A 21,732-nucleotide genomic window follows, 5' to 3' on the forward strand; every position below is an offset into this window, starting at 1 on the left:
CTCTGTTGTGTTTTCAACAACAATATGGATAATACCACATCTTATTCGAATTGCCAACAATTTTTTGAAAATTTTTTACAATTTTTTATTCAAGACTTTATCCTATACCGGTTACTGAGTATCCACACCTCTCTACACAGCTCTTAAGCTCATCATCAGATACTTCTCTTCCGAGCTTAACGACAGCCTGCTTCTTCTTGAGGTCGACTTTTGCGTTCACCTGGCTCAGACTGTTCAATGCATTCTGTACACGATCTGAACAGTTGCTGCAGTGCATTCCCTCTATGTAAATAGTCTTCACGGCGACAACATCCTTTATCTTGTCACCCTTGACCTTGACGGAACCACCGCCGCCACAGCAGCCTCCTTCTCCTTTAAAGTGCTTTGCAGAACTGATAACTGCACCCACTACTATAAGCACCAGTATGCACACTACCAATATTGTTCCACCCATTGTAGATCATCTCCTTCGTTATTAACAACATGAGCCACAGCCACAAGGCTTTACATTGACACCTGTCACCATCTGATTCTCAATATATCCGCCAGCCATAAGTCCTGCACGGATTATCCTGTTCCACTCTTTGGCCGAAAGCTCAATGCTGGATGAATCATCAAGCTCAATGACACAGGCATCCTCTATACCACAGTTGGCACCACAGGCAACCTTATACATGTTTTTACGGTTGATGGCTCCTATATCCTCCAGTGTATTCACCATTCTGTACACTGTAGCCGAGCCTATACGACTGTCCTGCTTGACCGCCTTATAATAAATCTCCTTGCAGGAAGAACACTCTTCCCCGAGTATTATGTCAAGGAGTATCATTCTCTGTCTGGTTATCCTGCATCCCCTTTCCCTGAGTCTGCTGATAACGATCTCTTTCTGCATCTCTGTACGCTGGATACCTGTATCATCTATACTCTTCTTGTCCGTCTCTAATCTTTCGTTAGTCATCATACACGCCTCCTTCTGATTGTTGATAATATTATCATCAAGGTTAGTATGCCCTAACTCAAATTAGTTGTCAATAACATTTTTCAATAAATCATGTTAATTTAATTTTATAAAGTACCATTATCTGTAAATATTATGGCCGCTTTGAACAGATCTCCGTCTATGCTTATAGTAAATCTGGCATTCATCAGAGTACACAGACTGTTCGCTATAGATAATCCCAGTCCGCTTCCCTCCGTATTTCTGGAGCTGTCTCCACGGACAAATCTCTCCATGAGCTCATCACTGGACACATTGAGCGGATCTCTGGATATATTCTTAAACTCCATCCTTACCTCGCCATCTCCGCGGATAACCGATGCGTAGACTCTCGTTCCCGGCATCGCATATTTGCTTATATTTGCAAGGAGATTGTCGAATACTCTCCACAGATGCTGTCCATCTGCCATAACCACCGCAGGTGTATCCGATCCCGTAAATACGACCTTAAGCCCTGCCTTGTCCAGTTTGTCTCCATACTCTCCTATTGCCTGTTCCAGAAGCATATTTGCATCTATCTCTGCCCAGTTTATCTGGATATTGCCGGTGGATGCCTTGGATGCCTCGACCAGATCCTCTATGAGTTTTTTCAGTCTCGCGGACTGCCTTGAGAGAACTTCTATATATTCCTGTCTTGTCTTCTCATCCATATCGCCCTTCTGCAGCAGATCAACATAGTTGATTATGGATGTAAGCGGGGTCTTTATATCGTGGGATACATTTGTTATGAGTTCTGTCTTCAAATGCTCGCTCTTTATTCTGGCCTCAACAGCCTTTGACATGCCGTCTCTTATCTGGTTGAGGTGTTCACCATGTGCGCGGAATACCCAGAACATTTTGCTTGTGTCCGCTTTCCTGTCCAGATTGCCCTCCGCCATCTCCTTTGCGCACTTATATAACTCTTGTGTCTGTATGAGATATGCCACTATTCCGACTATGCACAGCCATTTTAAAATGATATAAATCACCACCCAAAGAAGGCCTCTCATGCTGCCTGCTGCCAGGATTGCCACAAAAATTATCTCTACTATAGTTATACCTATATAAGCCCATACGCCCTTCTGCGTCAGGGACATATGACTTTTCACATACCTGAAACAAGCTTTCGTCTTTCTTGCTATCCACTTCAGTGTGCGGATTATCAGGCAGTCTGCCAAAAATGTTCCCGCCTTCACCTTAGCGACTATATTATTAAAGAAAAACAATGCCACAGAATATAGACATGCCACCGGCACCAAAAACGCAATGTACTGTATATTTTCTGATACAAATGTGTAGTTCCTATACTGGTTCACACATATGGATGCAATACCGCTTTCAACGCAGATCCCTACTGCTGCAGCAGCAGAGCATACTGCCATAGCCAGCACAAGCTCAGTCGGAGTTCTCTCAAATCTGCCGAGAGTTATCGTCTCCTTCCCTGTCTTTACGCCGGCGTTGACCATTGAAAATATTGACATGACGATGCACAGCAGCAACATGACTGCAAATCCTGCCAGTACCCCCTTGCTCTTCATCCTCCATATTCCAATGTATTGAACCATTTCCGGATTTGACGCTTTGATGTTGTCTACAGCAGCTGCCACGTCCACATAGCACTTTCCCGTGATATTTATAAATGAATATGCATCATAGCTTAGCACAAGACAGTAGCCATTCCCAGATGAACTGCCAATCTCGTCTGTGTCGTCAAAATACAGTTTTTCAACTGAACTCGGGTAATAATCGCCATACATGATATCCTGTGTGGTGATAGACTTGCCATCCGCTGTCAATACAGAATCTGTATCATTCTCCACAGTATCATTTTCGTCATTTTCTTCATTATACGTGTATTCGTCATAATATGGATCGTTCTCCCCCAGCAGGGCATTGATATACTGCTCACCCTGTTCCATATCACCTAGATTGTTAAACACAATATATCTTTTAACAGGCACTTCTATCGTGCTGTCATAATCGTTCGTATATATATTGTCGTCCAGTCGGGCTTCGTCATTTATCAGCTTTATATTTCCGGTCGTTACTTTTATCTTTCCAGTATTTGCATTTGCATCATCACTGCAGGCTGCCGTCAGCATATAGCCGATATCGCCTCGTTCGCTCATATCCGCATACCGGTATGACGACTTGATCGCAGATGTTGTATCCGCGTTGGTCAATCTCCGGAAAACATCAGCCGCGGTTATAACCTTATCTCCGTTATGATCGGCGCTCACGAGCTGACTATATGTTGTAATGCTTTCCAGCTGCGACCTTGTATCCTGGATGTAAGCATTCACCTTTTCGGTAAGCGCATAATTTGTGTCCTCCACATAATCATTTACAAGCCTCTCATACGGCGTCGCGCCCTGATCATCATCACTGTACACTCCAAGGTAGCTTCCCTGCAGCACCAGACCGCCTGTATACAGCGTTCCATATGCCAGCACCGCCACAAGAATATATATTCCAAGTTTGAAGAACACATTTCCTCGTATCTTATATATTGCCTTATCCACTATTTGCCCTCCATTCTGTATCCTCGCCCCCAGATAACCTTTATGTATCTCGGATCCGAAGGATTTATCTCTATCTTTTCTCTTAGATGTCTTATGTGGACTGCAACGGATCCTTCCGCTCCCATAGGATCCTCCTTCCACACCGCCTTATATATCTCCTTTGTGGAAAATACCTTTCCCACATTCTGCATAAGAAGTTTCAGGATGTCATACTCCGTCGGGGTGAGGGGCATAAGTTCACCGTCAAGTGTGACCTGTTTGGATTTGTCGTCAAGTTCTATACCTCCGATAACCAGCTTATCCTTTGGTGTCTCTCCGCCTCCCAGCTGCATGTAACGCCTGAGCTGGGACTTAACCCTTGCCAGAAGTTCCACCGGATTAAATGGTTTTGTCACATAGTCATCTGCGCCGACCTCAAGTCCCAGCACCTTGTCGGTATCCTCACTCTTTGCCGTAAGCATGATAACCGGCACATTGCTGCTCTCTCTTATCTTTGCCATGGCTGTTATACCGTCCATCTGAGGCATCATGACGTCCATGAGTACAAGCTGTATGTCATTAGAATTTACCATATCAACTGCCTCCATACCATTGTAAGCTTTATACACCGAATACCCGGCTGTCTTAAGATATATCTCTATAGCTGATACTATATCTTTTTCATCGTCACATATTAATATATTGTACATTTTTCTTGTCCTCACCTTTTTCGTATTTATCCTTAGCTTACCACAATCACCTCCTGTTCTCAATTATCGCCATACTGCCATTAAGAAACAACCATTATAAAGTTTAAGATATCTTTAAGACTTGTCATTATTTGTGGTATACTTAGGAGGCGGTCTGTCATTGCAGATGTTATAACGCAAAATATATCACTATATAGAAACGGAGTTTTATTTATGACAAAAAAAGACGTACTTGAGATAAGACACCTGTTTGCTCCAAAGGAATGCTCCATAAGCAAGATCCGCGGATGCTACGTGGACGGAGACTGCAACAAGGTGGCGACCATCAACGAACAGTTTCTCACCATGCCGGAAGAAGAAACATACAAATATTTTGAAATACTGAAAAAGACTTTATCAGGAAGCATTGGCAAGAATCTTGTCACCATGCCATTTCCTACCTCACAGGAGTTTGAAGGCGGCACACAGGAATTCCTGAATAAACTCAGAAAGAGCAAGCTTGAGAACGATGAGCTGATAAATGAGTTCTATGACAAGGTCATCGAGAACTACGATTACACCGGCAACTACCTCATACTGCTCATCCACGATACATATGATGTTCCGGGCAAGACAACCGACGGCATCATGATGGACGATGCATCAGACGAGGTGTATGACTATATCATGTGCTCCATTTGCCACGTCAACCTGTCCAAGGCGGGACTCAGCTACTTCGACGTTGAAAGCACATTCCACAACAGAGTCCGCGACTGGGTGGTCGACATGCCGGACATAGGCTTCCTGTTCCCGGCATTTATCGACAGGAGCACGGATATCCACAACGTTCTGTACTACACCAAAAAACCGGAGGAGCTTCACGACAGCTTCATAAGTAACATCCTTGGCACTTCTCTTCCTATAACTGCGGGAGAACAGAAAGATGTATTTCAGGAGATTGTTGCTGAGACTCTGGGAGATGACTGTAATTACGATATGGTAAGAACCATCCACGACAATCTGAACGAGATGATAGAACAGAGAAAGGACAGTCCGGAACCGCTTACTCTCTCAAAAAACACTATAAAGAACCTACTGACAGAGAGCGGAGTATCAGACGAGAAGATGGCAGATTTTGACGCCCACTACGAGAAGGTAACCGCTGCGGCAGCACCGCCTGAGCAGCCATCTGAGAACCCGGAGGATGAACCGGCCATAGTTGTACCGCGTGAGAAGTCAACTGTCATGTACGCGACAAATGTTGCAAACACAAAAACATTTGAGGTAAAGACTCCTGATGTGGTCATCAAGGTGAATCCTGAGAGAACTGATCTGGTAGAGACCATGGAGATCGACGGAAGGAAATGCATCGTCATCCAGATATCCGATCAGGTCGAGGTAAACGGAATACCTATCAACAACAAATAACAAAGGCACAAAAAAGGACCACCGGCAGCAACAAAACCGCCGGTGATCCTTTTTTCTATCTGCCCTACTGTTTGAGCATCTTCTTTTTCTTCAATATAATAGCGATAACTATGCTTATCACAAGTATGATACCGCACACTATCTCAAATCCATATGGTACATTCGCAAATGGCATCCACTTCGTGCCCACATTCATTCCATACACACCGGATATAACTGTAGGCACAGCCATGACGATGGTTATGGCCGCCAGAAACTTCATGGCGTTGTTCAGTCTGTTGTTGATGATGGTCGTCATGAGCTCTCTCGTACCACTTATGATATCCCTGTATATCTGTGTCATCTCGATAGCCTGCTTGTTCTCCACCAGAACATCGTCCAGCAGTTCCTTATCCTCCGGGTACTGCTTGATCCTGCCGTATCTTGTCAGCTTATCAAGAACTACTCCATTCGCTCTCAGTGATGTGGCGAAGTATACGAGGTTGGACTCCAGCTCGTGAAGATCTATGAGATCCGCATCCTCGGTCTCCTCCTGGATACGCTGCTCAATAAGGGTTCTTCTTCTGTCCATGACTCTCAGATAATACTGGTATGTGGTACAGTTCCTGTAGAGTATCTGGTACATGAACCTCATCCTCTTCTTGGTGCTGAACTCTCTCACCTTGCCCTCCATAAAGGCCTCAAGCACAGGAGTCTCCTCGGCGCATATGGTGATGATGCAGTCTGCAACCAGTATGATACCAAGAGGGATTGTTGTATATGCCTCTCGTTCATTTCTTATCTCTATAGAAGGAATATCCACGATTATCAGTGTGTAGTTGTCCTCCACCTGAACACGTGAGCTCTCCTCGTCATCCAGTGCGGCTCTGACATCCGCCAGATCTATCTCAAACCTCTCGGCTATGCTCTTACTCTCATCTATTGTTGGCTTAGTCATGACTATCCAGGCACCAGGACCATATTCCTGTATTTCACTCAAAATTCTGTCATCCGTTCTGTACAGTGTGATCATTCCCTGCGCCTCCTGCCACATAGATTACAGCATGCCTCAAATGCACATTACCGCCTGATAATATTAACATAAAAAACACGGCCTTTCAACAAAGTTTTGTGTAAAGACCGTGTAATATCTATGTTAGTCAAGTGCCTTCCTGTGAGCTACAGTAACTGTCTCCTCATAGCATGAGAATGCTTCCTCAACCTTCTTCTGGTCAGGCTTCTTTGTGAACAGACTCACAATAGGAACGATGATAAGTCCTCCAACCATGGCAACCGCACCGCAGTTGATAGGTGACTGCATCATTGCAGGGAACTTAAACAATCCCCATGTGTTGCTTATGAAGTTCAGTGTCATGATTCCTGTTCCCCATACAAAACATGTCCAGCAAGCTGCAACAGTTGTCTTCTTCCAGTATAAGCCATACAGGAACGGAGCGAGGAACGCACCTGCTATAGCGCCCCATGAAACGCCCATGAGCTGTGCTATGAATGTGATACGGCTTGAGTACTGCACGATGGCTATGACAGCCGATACGGCAACGAACATGACAAGCATGATCCTCATGATAAGTATCTGCTTCTTCTCATCCATCTTAGGCGCAATGACTGGCTTTATAAAGTCTATTGTAAGCGTTGAGCTTGATGTAAGAACCAGAGATGAGAGTGTGGACATAGATGCTGAGAGCACAAGTATGACCACTAGGCCCATAAGGGCTGCAGGAAGCTTCTCAAGCAGATGTGGAATGATAGCATCAAATCCCTCTGTCGCAACATCTGTACCTGTGAGTCTTCCAAATCCGCCGAGGAAATAACATCCTCCGGCAACTATCGTAGCAAAAAGTGTCGACACAACTGTACCTGTCTTGATGGATCTCTCATCCTTGATGGCATAGAACTTCTGTACCATCTGTGGAAGTCCCCATGTTCCAAGGGATGTCAGCACGACAACACAGAACAGATTGAATACGTCAGGTCCCAGGAATGATGCAAATACACCCGGTGTATCTGACACTGCAGGATCATTTATCCTTGCCAGGCTGTCAAGTGCTCCTGTGAGTCCGCCGTAGTTGTTGAGTACCGCATATATGACTGCCACGATTCCCACCAGCATGATGAGTCCCTGGATGAAATCGTTGATAGCAGTCGCCATGTATCCACCAACGATTACATATATACCTGTAAGGGCAGCCATGACGATTACGCATATCTTATAGTCAACATTGAACGCCATTCCGAACAGTCTTGAAAGTCCGTTGTACAGTGACGCTGTATATGGAATGAGGAAGATGAAGATGATGATCGACGAGAAAAGCTTCAATGACTTGCTGGAGTATCTCTTCTCGAAGAACTCCGGCATAGTTCTCGTGTCAAGCTCCTGTGTGAGCAGTCTTGTTCTTCTTCCGAGAACTACCCATGCCACCAGTGAGCCAAGCAGCGCATTTCCAATTCCTATCCATGTGGAAGCAATTCCGTACTTCCATCCAAACTGTCCGGCATATCCAATGAATATAACCGCTGAGAAGTAAGATGTTCCATAGGCAAATGCTGTGAGCCACGGGCCAACGCTTCTGCCCCCAAGAACAAATCCATTCACATCCTTTGTGTGTTTTCTCGAGTAAAATCCAACTCCAAGCATGATCGCAAAGAAAACAACAAGCATAATAACTTTGAGTACCATAGTATCCTCCCAATACATTTTTTATCCGCGGTTTGCTTTATCACGTCAAAGCGTGTCAACTTTAAAGTTTTGCGGTTTAAATTGCTATGTCTGATTATAAGTTATACCCATACCATAGTCAAGAAATATCCACAAAAAATACAGCGTGCGGCAATCGCTACACGCTGTATTTTTTATTGAGATCTAATCAAGTTCATCTAAATCATAAAAATCATCCATACTGTAATAATCCTTGTCATCGTGACTTGTTATACACACCAACTCTTCCGGTTCATAATCATCACATAAATGACTATACCCCATTCATTTGATATCTGCTACATATAATTCTTGTACATAATATAAGCAAAATATACCGCATACACAGCCAGCATCACTATTCCGCCCGGCCTGGTGAGCTTCTTCTTTCTGACGCTGCACACCCAGAGGAGAACAGCAGCCACTATTGCCATGATGCCATCCAACAGGAAGTTCTGCTCAAACTGCACTGGGGTTATGAGCATTGTAGTTCCGGCAACGAAAAGTATATTGAATATATTGCTTCCAACTATGTTGCCTATGGCAATATCTGTCTGCCCCTTTTTTGCCGCTGTGCATGATGTCACAAGCTCAGGAAGAGATGTGCCAAATGCCACTATTGTAAGACCTATGAGTCTCTCTGTCATACCGAGCTTTCCAGCTATATATGATGCCGCATTTACAGTGAAATTACTTCCGACCACGACCAGCGCTAATCCTATGATTATAAACAGTATAAGTCTCGGAGTCTTATCCTTCTCCGTGAGTTCTATAGAATCACTCTCGCTGTTGCCATTCTTCGCGCTGATGATCAGATATACCAAAAATCCAATAAACACTACATAGAATATCACACCCTCAAGTCTGCTGAGCACACCATCAAAATATCCCATGCAGAGTATCATGATCGACGCCACGATAACAAATGGTATATCTATCCTAAGTGTATTTTTCTTTATAGGAAGTGCTGCTATGAGTGCTGTCACTCCAAGGATGACAAGTATGTTAATAATGTTGCTTCCAAGCACATTTCCAACAGTGATCCCGGCTCCCGCAGGCGAAAGTGCCGCCTTTATGCTGACAGCTGCTTCTGGAGCACTAGTGCCCATGGCAACTATTGTTAATCCAACTACCATCTCTGGTATGTTGCATTTGACAGCTATTTTAGACGCACCATCTACAAATACATCCGCTCCCTTTATCATAAACACAAATCCAAGCACAAGAAGCAGTATCTGACCTAACATTTTTAATATCTCCATACATTCCCTCCATTGTATATATGCTACATTTTCACCTCAGCTATATAAGCAGCTTTTCTATCTCTATCATGTGGCATATGACGTATTACAGATCTCTTCTGACAATTATCATGCCCGCAACGCTGTCCAGCAATTCCTCAATTCCAAGGCCTTCCGCTTTGATATTGATATGACAGTACTTCTCATAAAGCTTTGTCCTCTCATTATACAAATCTTTCAGAGTCTGTCCATCCTTCAGCACCACGCCTCTTCTCTTGATATTGCCAAGTCTGTTCGCTATCTCCTCATATGGAAGATTGATATATATAACTGTATCCTCCGCCATGTATTTCTTCATGGCCTCAGTACAGTACACAGCGCTTCCACCTGTGGCTATGACTGCATGTTGGTCTGTGATACCCTTGTTCACATCATTCTCTATCTTTAAAAACCCATCATCGCCATACTTTGCTATGATCTCCCTGAGCAGCATTCCCTGACTGTTCTGTATGAGAATATCTGCATCGATGAACTTATAACCGAGAACCTTTGCCAGAAGAACCCCTATAGTGCTCTTGCCCGCTCCCGGCATGCCTGTAAGTACTATGTTGTTCATTTTTCCTTTACCTCCGGTATAACTGATACTTCGTCCTTGAGCGTCTTGAGAACAAAGTGCGTTTCAGTTGCTGACACACCCTCATATCCCTTCACAAATCTATACACCTCGTCCAGACCTGCAGCGGAATCAGTCACTATCTTCAATATAAAGTCAAAATCTCCTGTCATATAGAAGCATGCGACTATGCTGTCATTTGTCTGTATAAGCTGTGCAAATTCATCATAATATTTCGGATGTTTCAGTCTCACTTCCATGATGGCTACCATCTCATTGCCCAGCTTTTTCTGGTCAACCTCAATGGTATATCCCTTTATTACCCCGCTGCTCTCCATCTTCCTTATTCTCTCTATCACGGCCGAGACAGAGAGATTGATCTCCTCACTGATGGCCGATGCTGTAAGTCTCGCATTGTCCTTCAGGCATCTCAGTATCTTGTAGTCAATGTTATCCATTAGTTAAACCTCTGTATAATAAAATTAGATTACTCCCAAACATTTTAACACAAACACCCACAGAGTCAACGTCACTGACGATAATAATGTGGATAAAACGATAATATTCGATGACAGCACATAATCATTGTCCATATTCTTCGCCATGATGTATCCCGACACCGTAGCCGGTGCTCCAACCATTATAAGTATAGCAACAATCTCACTCGGCCCAAAGCCCATACCAATGGCAACCGGAAGGAATATGACAGGAAGAATCACAAGCTTTATGACCGTTGCCACAAGTGACGGCTTGAGCCTGGTCAATGCCTGCTGTGAGTCAAATCCAGCACCTATGGCTATGAGCGCTATAGGAGTCGCCGTCTGTGCTATATAACTGATAGTTCTTGTCGGTATGGCTGGTATCGGTATGTCAAATACAGAGAACGGGACTCCAAGCAATATTCCTATGATGATCGGATTCTTCAATATATTGACGAACGCTTTCTTGATACCCGCTGTTCCCCTCTGTCTGTCGTTTCCGCCAAATGTCAGAGCTATTACAGATATAATATTGTACATCGGCACCGCTGACACTATCATGAGAGGCGCCATGCCCGAGTTGCCACAGATATTCTCCACAAATGCAACGCCGAGAACCGCAGCACTTCCTCTTGCTCCCCCCTGCACAAATGCACCGATCATGGTTCTGTCCTTACAGTATATCAGTGCAAACACCCATACCAGCCCAAACATTATGATCGTTCCAAAGAAGCAGAACAGAACAAACTTTACATTGAGGTCGTCCAATATGGAGGTCGTCGCAATATCCCTGAACAGCAGAACCGGAAGGGCTACCTTGAACACATATTTATTCGCCACGTTGGCGAACTCTTCTGTTATAATATGTATCTTCATCAGAAACCATCCCAGAAGTATCACCAGAAATATCGGTATCGTTGCATTTATGCTGAATATAAAATTATCCATTACTACACATCCTCACAATTTTCAATTTTTTTCAAAATACCTATTGACTTTCGCTCCTATAATGCATATAATGCAAAAGTCGGTTTGATGAATAGGCGATAACGTCTGATTCAATATAACACATCAGCAACTGATTTTCAAAAAAAAATTAAAAAAGTTGTTGACAAACATTACCGACTTGTGTATAATAGGTTTTGCGTTGGTCGCAAAGGACTAACGGGGTGTGGCTCAGCTTGGCTAGAGCGCTTGATTTGGGATCAAGAGGTCGCAGGTTCGAATCCTGTCACCCCGACTTATAATCCAAAACACTGTTAAGCATTATGCGGGTGTAGTTCAATGGTAGAACACTAGCCTTCCAAGCTAGATACGTGGGTTCGATTCCCATCACCCGCTCTTTATTTTCGCTAACATATACATATAGCGGGAATTGGTACGTGTCCGTAGCTCAGCTGGATAGAGCAACGGCCTTCTAAGCCGTGGGTCGGGGGTTCGAATCCCTTCGGGCACATTTTTGTATCTTAGCTACTACTACTGTTAGCAGGCTAAGATATATTTTTATAAAATAGCAATTATTTTATAAGCCTATGGTGGGTATGGCGCAGTTGGCTAGCGCGCCAGATTGTGGCTCTGGAGGCCGAGGGTTCGAGTCCCTCTATCCACCCTTTTTCTTTATCGCACATATTAGCGATGCTATTGGGTTATCGCCAAGCGGTAAGGCACAGGACTTTGACTCCTGCATTCGCTGGTTCGAATCCAGCTAGCCCAGTTATTAAAGTCCAGACTTATGGGCCATTAGCTCAGGCGGTAGAGCACTTGACTTTTAATCAAGTTGTCCGGGGTTCGAGTCCCCGATGGCTCACTATTTCCCTTCTGATATGAGGGGCTATTTTTATTTTATGAAGAATTAAGCGGATATGGCGGAACTGGCAGACGCGCTAGACTTAGGATCTAGTCCTTCGGGGTGCAGGTTCGATTCCTGTTATCCGCATTTTTTATACCTTTTATCATGACGTTTCGTCCTATCTTCTATTTTTTTAGTAGATGACAAAAAAATACGCTCTATCCTCAATGGATAGAGCGTATCTTTATACTACCATATTCTTCTATATAATACAATACGAATTACTCAGCGTCTGCCGCCTCGGCTGCTTCTGCTGCTGGCTCTGCCTCATCTGTATCTTCCTCATCATCGAAGAAGTCATCGTCGAAATCATCGTCGAAGTCATCATCAAAATCATCAAGGAAGTCTGGTGTAAGATATGAATATACTGCATATGCAATACCTGCAATAGCAGCAACGGCACCAATGATAACCAAGATCACAAATAATGTGCTCTTTGCCTTCTCTTCTGTTGCATCGCCTTTAACTAAGATTACGTCACTACTCTTCATCGTTACATTCCACCCTTTCTTAACCCTGTAACGGGTTTCATTATATTATATTGATTTGAGAGAAGAAACATACAGTTATTATCTCCCAATACATACCAAAATTATAGCATACGGTTTTGATTATTTCTATATGTATTTTATAAATAAATCTAACATGCGGTTTAATTGACTACTCGCATTTTTTGAGCTTTGCAAACGAAGCAAACATCTTCCTGACACCGCATCTGTCGAAATTCACTGTAACCTCGTAATCCTTATCGCCCTTCTCCAAAGCCTCCACAGTACCCGGACCAAACTTAATATGTCTGACTCTGTCTCCAACAGCATAATCAGGCTTGCCAACACTGTTTACCACAAAGGCTTTGCCGAACGAAGGCTGGGAAGACGGCTGCCCGTATGACTGCTGTTTTGCATAGCTGCTGTATGGATTCTTCTGTCCATAGCTTCTGCCTGAGGCCGCTCCAGCGGTTCTTCCACCGCCATAGCCGGCATATGTATCACCATATGAACTTCCATACGCATCTCTGCGTCCTTCACCTCTGTTATATCTGTCGACAGACTCCGACTCTCTTCGCTTTGCCATATTCTTCATATCAGCTTCATGCTCAAACAGCATAGGCGGGATCTCTCTTATGAATCTGGACACATCGCTGTACACCCTGTTACCATGCATCATTCGTTCCTTCGCCGCACTCAGGTACAGCTTTTTCATGGCTCTGGTTATACCCACGTAACACAGACGTCTCTCCTCCTCAAGAGCATCGGGATCATCTGAGTTGAGTGCCATTCCACTAGGAAATACTCTGTCCTCCATTCCGCATATAAATACGTATGGGAACTCCAGACCCTTGGCACTGTGGAGAGTCATCAGCTTGACCTGATTGTCATCCTCCGACATGGCATCGAGGTCAGACACAAGCGCTATCTCCTCCAGGAACTCGCTGAGCCCTGCCTCCTCATTATCCTCTGTGAATTCCACCACCTTGTTGCGGAGTTCATCGATATTCTCAAGTCTAGTCATGGCCTCCTCTGTGTGCTCTGCTATGAGCTCTGACTCATAACCCGTATCCTCAAGGATCCTGTCGTACACCGAGTCAAGGCTCTCACCATCCGCCAGCATATCCCTGAATGATGTGATAAGCTCCGCAAACTGCCTGATCTTGGCCGAGGTCTTGGCAGCCATTCCCGGTATCTCGTCAGCTCTCGCCGCAGCATCCATCATCGACAATCCATACGCATCCGCAAATGACTCAACCTTGCTGAGACTCGCCTCGCCTATACCTCTCTTCGGAACATTTACCACTCTCCTGAAGTACAGGTTGTCAGTGGAATTGTTGATGACCTTGAGATATGCCAGAACATCCTTGATCTCCTTTCGGGCATAGAAGTTTGTGCCGCCATATACTCTGTATGGTATGTTCGCATACACCATCTTCTCTCCGAGCACACGGGACTGTGCATTCGTCCTGTAGAGGATAGCTATATCCCTGTAGTCCACTCCCTGTCTGACAAGAGTCTTGATACGGCTCGCCACCATATCTCCCTCTGCATATTCCGAATCGCACTGCTCAAACGAGATCTTCTCACCGGCATCCTTATCCGTCCACAGAGCCTTATCCTTACGGCCTGCATTGTGCTGTATGACTGCATTCGCTGCGGCAAGTATATTGCCACAGGATCTATAGTTCTGTTCCAGCTTGATAACCTTCGCATCCTCATATTCCTTCTCAAAGTTCAGGATATTGGTTATATTCGCTCCTCTGAACTTGTATATGGACTGATCATCGTCTCCCACCACACACAGGTTCCTGTATTTTCTCGCAAGCATCTTGACCAGCAGAAACTGTATGTGATTAGTATCCTGATACTCGTCAACCATGATATATCTGAATCTATTCTGATATGTATCAAGGACATCAGGATTGTGCTCGAACAGCTCCACCGTCTTGTAAATAAGATCGTCAAAGTCCATCGCATTGTTCTTCTTAAGACGACTCTGATACTCAGTGTACACCTCTGCAGCCTTTGTTCCTGCATAGTCTGCAGCATTCTTTTTTGCGAATTCATCAGGTGACAGATACTTCTCCTTGGCCTTGGATATCTCCGCCATGAACATCTTCTCGGGATACCTCTTCGGGTCTATCTGAAAATCCTTGAGTATACTCTTCACCGTACTCTTCTGGTCATCCGAATCATATATATCAAAGTTCTTGCCATAGCCGATCTTATCAGCATATCTTCTGAGTATCCTTACACACAGCGAATGAAATGTGCTGACCCATACCCTGTCAGCTCCGTCCCCAACTATCAGATCAACTCTCTCCCGCATCTCACGGGCCGCCTTGTTGGTGAATGTGATCGCCAGTATGTTCAGAGGATTAACTCCTTCGTGCTCCATGAGATAGGCTACCCTGTGTGTGATAACCCTGGTCTTTCCGCTTCCTGCTCCCGCAAGTATGAGCAGTGGCCCATCCACATGCTCACAGGCCTGTTCCTGCATATCGTTAAGTCCTGCCATAATTCCTCCTGTATCCTGTGACGTAAAAAACGCCGTTATATATACCAAACATATGTTTTATTCCATCTGCCTAGTATATCATAACAGCGTTTATTTGAAAATATCATTATTCAATTATAATGTATTTGTCTTTAGATCAGCTTCGTTCCACAGTTGCCACAGAACTTCGCACCGTTAGTTGGCTGTCCACAGTTAGGACAGAACTTTGGAGCTGTTCCGGTTCCTGCTGTCTGTGTTGCTGCATTGTTCATCTGGTTCATAGCTCCGGCCATCTGACCTGCCATAGCCATTCCCATCTGCATTCCTACCATGGCATTTGCCATATCCGTTGCATTGCTTCCGGCTGTTCCTGTACGGCCACCCCTTGCCATGGAATCAACCATATTCACCTGCTGGAATCTGTTCATATCCCCTATCATAGAATACTCAGCAGCCTGATCAGCACGCTTCTGTATATTCTCAGGATATGTAAACTCGCTTATTCTGAAATCAGTTATCGTAAGTCCGATTCCCAGAAGTTCCATGTCCAGATCTTCCTTGATACCCTTAGCTATATCAACGGAATTGGCCATAAGATTGAATACGTCTCCGCCAACCTTTGTGATCCACTTCATCAGCAGTCCGTCCAGGATACCCCTTATCCTGTCTCTTATGTCATCGACTGTGAACTGCTGCTTTATACCTGCAACCTTCTCTATTAGAACATTATAATCGTCTATCTTGAATGAGAATTTACCATTTGATCTCACAGGAAGTCCGCCCGGAAGTCCCGGTGCCTGAAGTCTGATCGGTGAACTGGTTCCCCAGTTACATGTAAACTCTTTTGTATTCACAAACAGAACCTCTGCGCGAAGTCCTGAATTGAATCCGAACTTAAATCCCTTCAATGTTGAAAGGAATGGTATGATCTGTGAATCAATAGTGTAGTTTCCAGACTCGGTAAATATACCTTCAACCGCTCCGTTATAAAGGAATATAGCATCCTGTCCCGGTTTGATTATAAGCTTTGAATCCTTCTTGATCTCTCTATTTGTCCACTTCCAGAAGATGACGTCATCTCTGTACTCTTCCCATTCTACAACATTAGCAAACTGATTTGAAAATAAACCCATGTAGTGCACTCCTCTCTGTTCTGCAATATGTTTGGAATATTATAATCCCATCTTTGCCTTAAGTGCTGCAAGCTCATCCTGAACGTCTGCATTTGGAGCTGCATCATACTTGCTTGCAAGATCATCTATTGAATCTGCGCTTGATGAATTGAGCTCGCTCATTGCATTTGCCTTGTCAAGCATAGCGTCTGCCTTTGCTTCCATTCTTGAAAATGCATCAAGTGAAGCTGATGAATCGCCGATACCGCTCATCATCTTGTTCATACGCTCCTGAGTCTTAGCAACCTGAACCTTTGCCTTGATAGTCTCTTTTCTTGCATTGAGATCGCTGACATCCTTTGTGAGCTTGTCATGCATCTGTCTCATCTTGGCTGCGTTAGCTGCTGCTGCATCATATGCCTGCTGAAGAGCTACCTGCTTCTGCGTGAGCTGGTTCTTCTTCTCGAGGAACTTCATTGCATCGCCCTCGTTACCTGCTACAAGTGCCTTCTCTGCATATGTCTGCATCTTTGCGATCTCTGCGTCACACTCATCAAGCTGTCTCTTGCATCTCTGCTCCTCTGCCATAACAGTTGCAGTCTCTGACTTAACCTTTCTGAGATCCTCCTGAAGGTCTCTGAGGTACTGATCTATCATCTTCTCAGGATCCTCTGCCTTGTCAAGAAGTGCATTGATGTTTGATGACATAATGTCCTTAAATCTCTTTAAAATTCCCATAACTTTTTACCTCCGCGTTTTAGGTTGATTTATTTGTATATAATATTAAATGTTGCCTCCTGTCGACGACACCACCATTATATGATCTCCCATGCTCCGGCGCAATACCATGCATGCTGTGTTGCTGCATCATATAATGTGCTATTCGACACGTTACCCCCTGTAAAGTATCAGCCGCCAACTTATCAGGCTTTAATATTCAAAACTAGCGCGTCCCCTGCATGTTGCACGAAACTTTTATACGACTCCGTCATCCACGTCATCATAGGCATCGGATATACGTCCGCCTATTCTGAAATCAGGTCTGCCGTTCTTGTCTGAGTCGCTTCCCTTGGCACTCGCATCCGTTATCGACTCCTCAAGTCTCACCGGTGTTCTGTCTCCAAAGCGTCTCATCTTATCGTCATGATCACTGTCTTTTATGACATGTATCGAAGAATCCGCATCGTCAGTCTCCCTCTGGACACTCTTGACCGGTTCCCTGGATGCCTTCACTCGGATTGGTTCAGGCTCCTTCTTATCTTCAAAATCGAACTCCCACTGAACCATCTCCGGCTCACCGTTCTTATCCTTGTGCTCCTCATCCTTGGCTTTGTTCTTCTCATAATACAGCTCATTCGCCAGAAGCTGGCTGATCTCCAGTATATCGGCATAGCGCTCCTGCTTCTTCATATCCATGAGACCTTCCATGAGCTCCTTCTTGTTGTTCTCAATGATCTCAGATTTCTTTCTCAGAGAATCAAGGACTCTGTCGCTCTCCATGCTTATCATATTATATGCCTGGTTCACGGTCTCGTTGATCTCCATCAGCATCTCATTTGTATAAATGATAGATGCCGCATATATCTCGTTGGCCGTTCTGAGCGCCTGCCTGTCCTGCTTGCCAAGGCTCTTGACATTGCGGTCCACAAAGAGCGGGCTTGGCTTTGTAAGCCTGATCCTGGATGCGGTCTCCTCGGCCTCTGCGATGATCTCATCGGCCTCCTGCTCTGCCTCCTTGATGATCTTGCTTCTCTTGTCTGTGATCTCATGATATGCCTTGAGTTCCAGATCTATAGTAGTCTTGAGCTCCTCAACGATCTCAAGAACCTCTTCCTTGTTGACCAGTACCTTACCTGCTGCAAATGGAACGTTCTGTCCATCTCCAACTATATCCTGTATTCTATCTAAAAGCTGTTTAGCTTTTCCGTTCTCCATAATAGTGCCTCCATCGCAACTTTTCTATCTCATAAGTATACGCTAGTTTATTTTAGCATCTTTCATATGGCATTTCAACGTTAATCTATCGCCGGTTTCACATCATCTCTCGGAAGCCCAAGGAAATCCTGTATAAGATGTCTTGTAAAAAGCCGTCCTTCCTCGCTCTCAAATATACGCTCAGGATGCCACTGGAAGGCAAGTATGCTCATCGTCGGTGATACAAATGCCTCGACAGATTCATTCTCCTCATCGACCACTATCGGATAGAACATCGTCGACAGATTTTCCAGATAGACACAGTCGCTGTGGAAGTTGTTTACCTTGATATATCTGTCCGTCTTGACTATCCTTGCCATGTGGTCTGTGCCTCTGGGTCTTGGCACCTTAAAGCGCGCGGAATAACTTATCTTACCGCCAAACAGCGCATTTATGTGCTGCATTCCCCTGCACACGCCTATCACTGGGATCTCATTCTGGACGCAGTACATTATGAGCTGCTCCTCTAGCGCATCACGGTGCGGCTGCAGCTCTGCATTGTGCGGCTCCACATAATGTCTCGGATGGAGCGTTCCGCCCCCTGTCACTATCAGGAGATCAAACTGTTCATCCACTATCTCATCAAAGTTTTTTGTAAAGTTGGATACCGGTCTGAGTCTTATTCCAAGGCTCTCATAGAACTCCACATAAGCAGCCTCGAGAACGTCCGTATATTTTCCATACATATTGTGTCCTTCCCGCTGTGTTATAAGTGCATGTAACATAAAACCTATACCCCCTTTGTTATCTTACCGTGTGCACAGTCGAGCGTCACCGTCTGCTGTTTTTCCACGAAACTGTATATGCAGTCTCCGCAGCCTATTGCCGCCGGGATGTTGAACTCCGCACACCTTATCGCCATGTGGGATGCAACTCCGCCGTATTTCGTTATAAATCCTTTTATCCCCTTTGCAAATATCCAGTCGTATCCCGGATCCGCCTTCGGGAGAACTACTATCTTATCCTGAACGTCAGCCACATCCTCGTGATCCTCATTCTCATAATTTTCAAGCAGGAGAATGTCACCCGTGACGCATTCAGATGTTATGAAGTTAGGTCTGGCCTCCCATATCTCTATGCATTTTAACTGCAACGGATCATATATGACATCCGGAAGTATAAGCATGGACGCCCTCTGGAATTTCTTTTTGTTCTGATCTATGATCTTTCTCCATATATCGCCTGTGAATTCCGCAGGTCTGTTCACCATAAGCTGAATATCCGGCACCTCAAGATATGCCATGTCTTCCTTGCTTATGCCAAGTTTATCGCCTATATCTATAAGTATGTCTATGGCAAGGCTTAATGTCTTGGTGAACTCGAACTTGAAGAATTCCCTCTCCTCCATGGAATCCTTGAGGAAATCCAGGAATTCCCTGAGGTCCACATAAAAGCCTATATCCTCAAGTGCCTCCATGAGCTTAACCGAATCCAGAGGATTATGCTTAAGCTCCTCTATGGTCTGCCTCTGCTTTCTCGCAGCAGCGCTTCCCTTGGACAGGTCGAACTCGCGCTGGGCGTATGTCTCGCAGGTTATGTCGTATGTGCCTGAACGCAGATGTCCATATTTTTCATCAAATGTACCTCTTGTTATCCTGCCGTCCACCAGATCCTGAAAGTCAGAATCGTACTCCGACGCAACAGTATATATCGACATCATAAAATCGTCTATCTCTTTGTCCGTAAAATATCCTCTGTACACAAGGGATCTGCTAATCGCCTTCGATATGAATGCCAGTCTCGCCTGTCGCGCAAATTTCGGGGTTCCGTAATGCTTTATGCTCTCTATGAGCTGTACAAAATACTGTATCAGCGTTACCACATCATTGTGCGCCATAAGCCAGTTGCTTCTCGTATTCTCACGGTGGACACGAAGGCCGTTAAGAGCCCTGAGATCCTTCATCCTGTTTCTATTGAAATTGCATATCGCATTGTTTGTCAGATTGAACAGCGAATCCGAGAGGTCCGCAATCTCCTCCCTGGTGAACCCGGCTTCCGTCAGTGTCCCCAGCTTGTCCTCCGTCGAGAAGTCATATTCGGAAAATGCTATCTCAAATTCTATCTTGTCATGGGCGGTCGGATCATCTATAAGCTTTTTATCGTAATACTTCAGAAGCTTCGCCTCCAGCCTGTCATCCAGTTCATCCGGCATCAGCCCCAGGAACGACTTCTTAAGAGATATGTACGGCTTGTTGCCAAGCTTATACATGAGGTCTCCATCCACCTCTCTGTAACCAATGTAGCTGAGTCCCTGATTCCATGCCGCAGACGTGATGATCTCCCTGTACAGGGAATAGTCAAGCGGATGGGGATTTTCACCTATGATCTCCGCAGGATTCCAGAATGCCATATCCGACAATATGGTGTTCCTGTCCCCAACCAGGCTGCTGATCTCCCTGTATGTATCCTCAGCCTCCAAAACAGTCCTGAACACCTCTTCGTCATCGACATCGGAGTGAACACCATTGATGCTGGCTGCAAGAGGTCTCATCTGAAATATCGTGACTGTATTGCCCTCATCTATTGCGAACTCCACATCCAGTGGATATTCAGGGTGCATCTCCTCCAGCTCACGCATGGATCTGATGAGCGCAGCCCAGTTCGCCGGCAGCTCATCACAGTCCACATTCCTGATTATGTATACCGTCTTTCCTCCCCTTCCGCTTGTAACCGCGTCTGTGGATGAATCATCGTAGGTTATCGTATAATATGGCCTGTCCTTCTTGATCTCCCTTGAAAATATAACGCCGCTGTAGCTGATATTCGTGATCTGTCTCTGTATGAGAACCTGTTCGCCGGACACATCGTCCAGATCACATTTATATGAATCCAGCACTTCCCTGACTGCCCTTACTACCGCCTCTCCGTCTGAAGGGTCCACTCCCAGAATACTCTCATAGTGACCGGCATTCGAAGTGTTGAGTCCGTCTTCATTTGAGGACGAGCTTCTGACCACGATATACCCTCCGGCAAATTCTTCTGCTATCTCCGCCGCAAGTCCATATGAATCGGCATCAAGCTCAGCTCCGGTTACTATCTTCAGCTTTTCCACTCTCGAATACTTCAATTTTCCATACAGGCTCTTAAGAACATCAGCCTTTGAAGAAATCCTGTCTGTCATGTTGCCTCCTTATTAAAAAAAGCTGCACTTAGTGTATACTAAAGTGCAGCTTACATCAATTTCTTT

At 44.9% G+C, this 21,732-nt stretch carries 18 protein-coding genes and 7 tRNA genes; 8 read left to right on the forward strand and 17 right to left on the reverse strand.

Annotated features, from left to right (window positions below; genetic code table 11):
* Positions 1-97: 97 nt before the first annotated feature.
* From AB5150_RS11235 to AB5150_RS11250, 4 genes are all read right to left on the reverse strand, one after another.
* Entirely contained in the window at positions 98-454 is a 357-nt protein-coding gene (locus AB5150_RS11235; RefSeq protein WP_015533943.1) for a heavy-metal-associated domain-containing protein, read from the reverse strand.
* Positions 455-475: 21 nt separating this feature from the next.
* Positions 476-961, reverse strand: a complete 486-nt coding sequence (locus tag AB5150_RS11240) for a transcriptional repressor (protein WP_156327910.1) — start codon at positions 959-961, stop codon at positions 476-478.
* 104 nt (positions 962-1,065) lie between these two features.
* The gene (locus AB5150_RS11245; protein WP_368291878.1) at positions 1,066-3,498 is read right to left on the reverse strand and encodes a sensor histidine kinase; all 2,433 of its coding nucleotides are present in this window, start codon (positions 3,496-3,498) and stop codon (positions 1,066-1,068) included.
* Positions 3,498-4,187, reverse strand: a complete 690-nt coding sequence (locus tag AB5150_RS11250; protein WP_015533945.1) for a response regulator transcription factor — start codon at positions 4,185-4,187, stop codon at positions 3,498-3,500. The genes AB5150_RS11245 and AB5150_RS11250 overlap by 1 nt, the downstream gene beginning before the upstream one ends.
* Positions 4,188-4,400: 213 nt before the next feature.
* Between AB5150_RS11250 and AB5150_RS11255 the strand changes: the two genes are divergently transcribed.
* Complete coding sequence (locus tag AB5150_RS11255) at positions 4,401-5,594, forward strand: DUF4317 domain-containing protein (RefSeq protein WP_015533946.1); 1,194 nt, start codon at positions 4,401-4,403, stop codon at positions 5,592-5,594.
* A gap of 64 nt (positions 5,595-5,658) precedes the next feature.
* Here the strand turns inward: AB5150_RS11255 and AB5150_RS11260 are convergent, their stop codons facing one another.
* The 6 genes from AB5150_RS11260 to AB5150_RS11285 form a co-directional block, all read right to left on the reverse strand.
* Positions 5,659-6,606 carry a magnesium transporter CorA family protein gene (locus tag AB5150_RS11260; protein WP_015533947.1) on the reverse strand — a complete coding sequence of 316 codons (948 nt, stop codon included), beginning with the start codon at positions 6,604-6,606 and terminating at the stop codon, positions 5,659-5,661.
* 123 nt (positions 6,607-6,729) lie between these two features.
* Positions 6,730-8,271, reverse strand: a complete 1,542-nt coding sequence (locus tag AB5150_RS11265) for a sodium:solute symporter (RefSeq protein WP_055223271.1) — start codon at positions 8,269-8,271, stop codon at positions 6,730-6,732.
* 317 nt (positions 8,272-8,588) lie between these two features.
* Positions 8,589-9,551, reverse strand: a complete 963-nt coding sequence (locus AB5150_RS11270; protein WP_015533950.1) for a calcium/sodium antiporter — start codon at positions 9,549-9,551, stop codon at positions 8,589-8,591.
* Between the two features lie 85 nt (positions 9,552-9,636).
* Positions 9,637-10,146, reverse strand: coding sequence for a shikimate kinase (locus tag AB5150_RS11275; RefSeq protein WP_055146992.1), 510 nt, complete (start codon positions 10,144-10,146; stop codon positions 9,637-9,639).
* Entirely contained in the window at positions 10,143-10,601 is a 459-nt protein-coding gene (locus tag AB5150_RS11280) for an Lrp/AsnC family transcriptional regulator (RefSeq protein ID WP_022215931.1), read from the reverse strand. The genes AB5150_RS11275 and AB5150_RS11280 overlap by 4 nt, the downstream gene beginning before the upstream one ends.
* 24 nt (positions 10,602-10,625) lie before the next feature.
* Entirely contained in the window at positions 10,626-11,570 is a 945-nt protein-coding gene (locus tag AB5150_RS11285) for an AEC family transporter (protein ID WP_022215932.1), read from the reverse strand.
* Positions 11,571-11,787: 217 nt separating this feature from the next.
* On the opposite strand from AB5150_RS11285, the gene AB5150_RS11290 reads away from it, so the two are divergent.
* The 7 genes from AB5150_RS11290 (at position 11,788) to AB5150_RS11320 (ending at position 12,558) form a co-directional block, all read left to right on the forward strand.
* Positions 11,788-11,862: transfer RNA gene (locus AB5150_RS11290), tRNA-Pro, on the forward strand.
* Between the two features lie 30 nt (positions 11,863-11,892).
* Positions 11,893-11,963, forward strand: a tRNA-Gly gene (locus AB5150_RS11295).
* Between the two features lie 41 nt (positions 11,964-12,004).
* Positions 12,005-12,078 (forward strand) — tRNA-Arg (locus tag AB5150_RS11300).
* Positions 12,079-12,157: 79 nt separating this feature from the next.
* Positions 12,158-12,231: transfer RNA gene (locus AB5150_RS11305), tRNA-His, on the forward strand.
* A gap of 33 nt (positions 12,232-12,264) precedes the next feature.
* A tRNA-Gln gene (locus AB5150_RS11310) sits at positions 12,265-12,336 on the forward strand.
* 20 nt (positions 12,337-12,356) lie between these two features.
* Positions 12,357-12,429 (forward strand) — tRNA-Lys (locus AB5150_RS11315).
* 49 nt (positions 12,430-12,478) lie between these two features.
* Positions 12,479-12,558: transfer RNA gene (locus tag AB5150_RS11320), tRNA-Leu, on the forward strand.
* Between the two features lie 134 nt (positions 12,559-12,692).
* Here AB5150_RS11320 and AB5150_RS11325 read toward each other — a convergent pair.
* From AB5150_RS11325 to AB5150_RS11355, 7 genes are all read right to left on the reverse strand, one after another.
* Complete coding sequence (locus tag AB5150_RS11325; protein WP_015533951.1) at positions 12,693-12,962, reverse strand: hypothetical protein; 270 nt, start codon at positions 12,960-12,962, stop codon at positions 12,693-12,695.
* 169 nt (positions 12,963-13,131) lie between these two features.
* Positions 13,132-15,480, reverse strand: coding sequence for a DNA helicase PcrA (gene pcrA, locus AB5150_RS11330; protein WP_015533952.1), 2,349 nt, complete (start codon positions 15,478-15,480; stop codon positions 13,132-13,134).
* A gap of 131 nt (positions 15,481-15,611) precedes the next feature.
* Positions 15,612-16,592: an SPFH domain-containing protein gene (locus AB5150_RS11335; protein ID WP_055223264.1), complete on the reverse strand. Its 981-nt coding sequence runs from the start codon at positions 16,590-16,592 to the stop codon at positions 15,612-15,614.
* 39 nt (positions 16,593-16,631) lie between these two features.
* Positions 16,632-17,309: a PspA/IM30 family protein gene (locus AB5150_RS11340; protein ID WP_015533954.1), complete on the reverse strand. Its 678-nt coding sequence runs from the start codon at positions 17,307-17,309 to the stop codon at positions 16,632-16,634.
* A gap of 237 nt (positions 17,310-17,546) precedes the next feature.
* Complete coding sequence (locus AB5150_RS11345; protein WP_015533955.1) at positions 17,547-18,506, reverse strand: hypothetical protein; 960 nt, start codon at positions 18,504-18,506, stop codon at positions 17,547-17,549.
* Positions 18,507-18,586: 80 nt separating this feature from the next.
* A complete protein-coding gene (locus AB5150_RS11350; protein ID WP_015533956.1) occupies positions 18,587-19,270 on the reverse strand; it encodes a gamma-glutamyl-gamma-aminobutyrate hydrolase family protein in 684 nt (227 codons plus the stop codon).
* A 5-nt stretch (positions 19,271-19,275) separates the two neighbouring features.
* Positions 19,276-21,666 carry a PEP-utilizing enzyme gene (locus tag AB5150_RS11355; RefSeq protein WP_349818745.1) on the reverse strand — a complete coding sequence of 797 codons (2,391 nt, stop codon included), beginning with the start codon at positions 21,664-21,666 and terminating at the stop codon, positions 19,276-19,278.
* Positions 21,667-21,732 lie beyond the last annotated feature (66 nt).

The sequence above is a fragment of the Coprococcus sp. RTP21281st1_F1_RTP21281_210402 genome (genome assembly GCF_040915325.1).
Classification (GTDB): domain Bacteria; phylum Bacillota; class Clostridia; order Lachnospirales; family Lachnospiraceae; genus Coprococcus; species Coprococcus aceti.

What these genes read in the sequence shown, in the direction of transcription:
- AB5150_RS11240 (WP_156327910.1), bottom strand. Translation starts at nt 961, where the DNA reads ATGATGACTAACGAAAGATTAGAGACGGACAAGAAGAGTATAGATGAT.
- AB5150_RS11335 (WP_055223264.1), bottom strand. Translation starts at nt 16,592, where the DNA reads ATGGGTTTATTTTCAAATCAGTTTGCTAATGTTGTAGAATGGGAAGAG.
- AB5150_RS11270 (WP_015533950.1), bottom strand. Translation starts at nt 9,551, where the DNA reads ATGGAGATATTAAAAATGTTAGGTCAGATACTGCTTCTTGTGCTTGGA.
- AB5150_RS11265 (WP_055223271.1), bottom strand. Translation starts at nt 8,271, where the DNA reads ATGGTACTCAAAGTTATTATGCTTGTTGTTTTCTTTGCGATCATGCTT.
- AB5150_RS11355 (WP_349818745.1), bottom strand. Translation starts at nt 21,666, where the DNA reads ATGACAGACAGGATTTCTTCAAAGGCTGATGTTCTTAAGAGCCTGTAT.
- AB5150_RS11340 (WP_015533954.1), bottom strand. Translation starts at nt 17,309, where the DNA reads ATGGGAATTTTAAAGAGATTTAAGGACATTATGTCATCAAACATCAAT.
- AB5150_RS11325 (WP_015533951.1), bottom strand. Translation starts at nt 12,962, where the DNA reads ATGAAGAGTAGTGACGTAATCTTAGTTAAAGGCGATGCAACAGAAGAG.
- AB5150_RS11345 (WP_015533955.1), bottom strand. Translation starts at nt 18,506, where the DNA reads ATGGAGAACGGAAAAGCTAAACAGCTTTTAGATAGAATACAGGATATA.
- AB5150_RS11260 (WP_015533947.1), bottom strand. Translation starts at nt 6,606, where the DNA reads ATGATCACACTGTACAGAACGGATGACAGAATTTTGAGTGAAATACAG.
- AB5150_RS11235 (WP_015533943.1), bottom strand. Translation starts at nt 454, where the DNA reads ATGGGTGGAACAATATTGGTAGTGTGCATACTGGTGCTTATAGTAGTG.
- AB5150_RS11275 (WP_055146992.1), bottom strand. Translation starts at nt 10,146, where the DNA reads ATGAACAACATAGTACTTACAGGCATGCCGGGAGCGGGCAAGAGCACT.
- AB5150_RS11255 (WP_015533946.1), top strand. Translation starts at nt 4,401, where the DNA reads ATGACAAAAAAAGACGTACTTGAGATAAGACACCTGTTTGCTCCAAAG.
- AB5150_RS11285 (WP_022215932.1), bottom strand. Translation starts at nt 11,570, where the DNA reads ATGGATAATTTTATATTCAGCATAAATGCAACGATACCGATATTTCTG.
- AB5150_RS11280 (WP_022215931.1), bottom strand. Translation starts at nt 10,601, where the DNA reads ATGGATAACATTGACTACAAGATACTGAGATGCCTGAAGGACAATGCG.
- AB5150_RS11250 (WP_015533945.1), bottom strand. Translation starts at nt 4,187, where the DNA reads ATGTACAATATATTAATATGTGACGATGAAAAAGATATAGTATCAGCT.
- pcrA (WP_015533952.1), bottom strand. Translation starts at nt 15,480, where the DNA reads ATGGCAGGACTTAACGATATGCAGGAACAGGCCTGTGAGCATGTGGAT.
- AB5150_RS11350 (WP_015533956.1), bottom strand. Translation starts at nt 19,270, where the DNA reads ATGTTACATGCACTTATAACACAGCGGGAAGGACACAATATGTATGGA.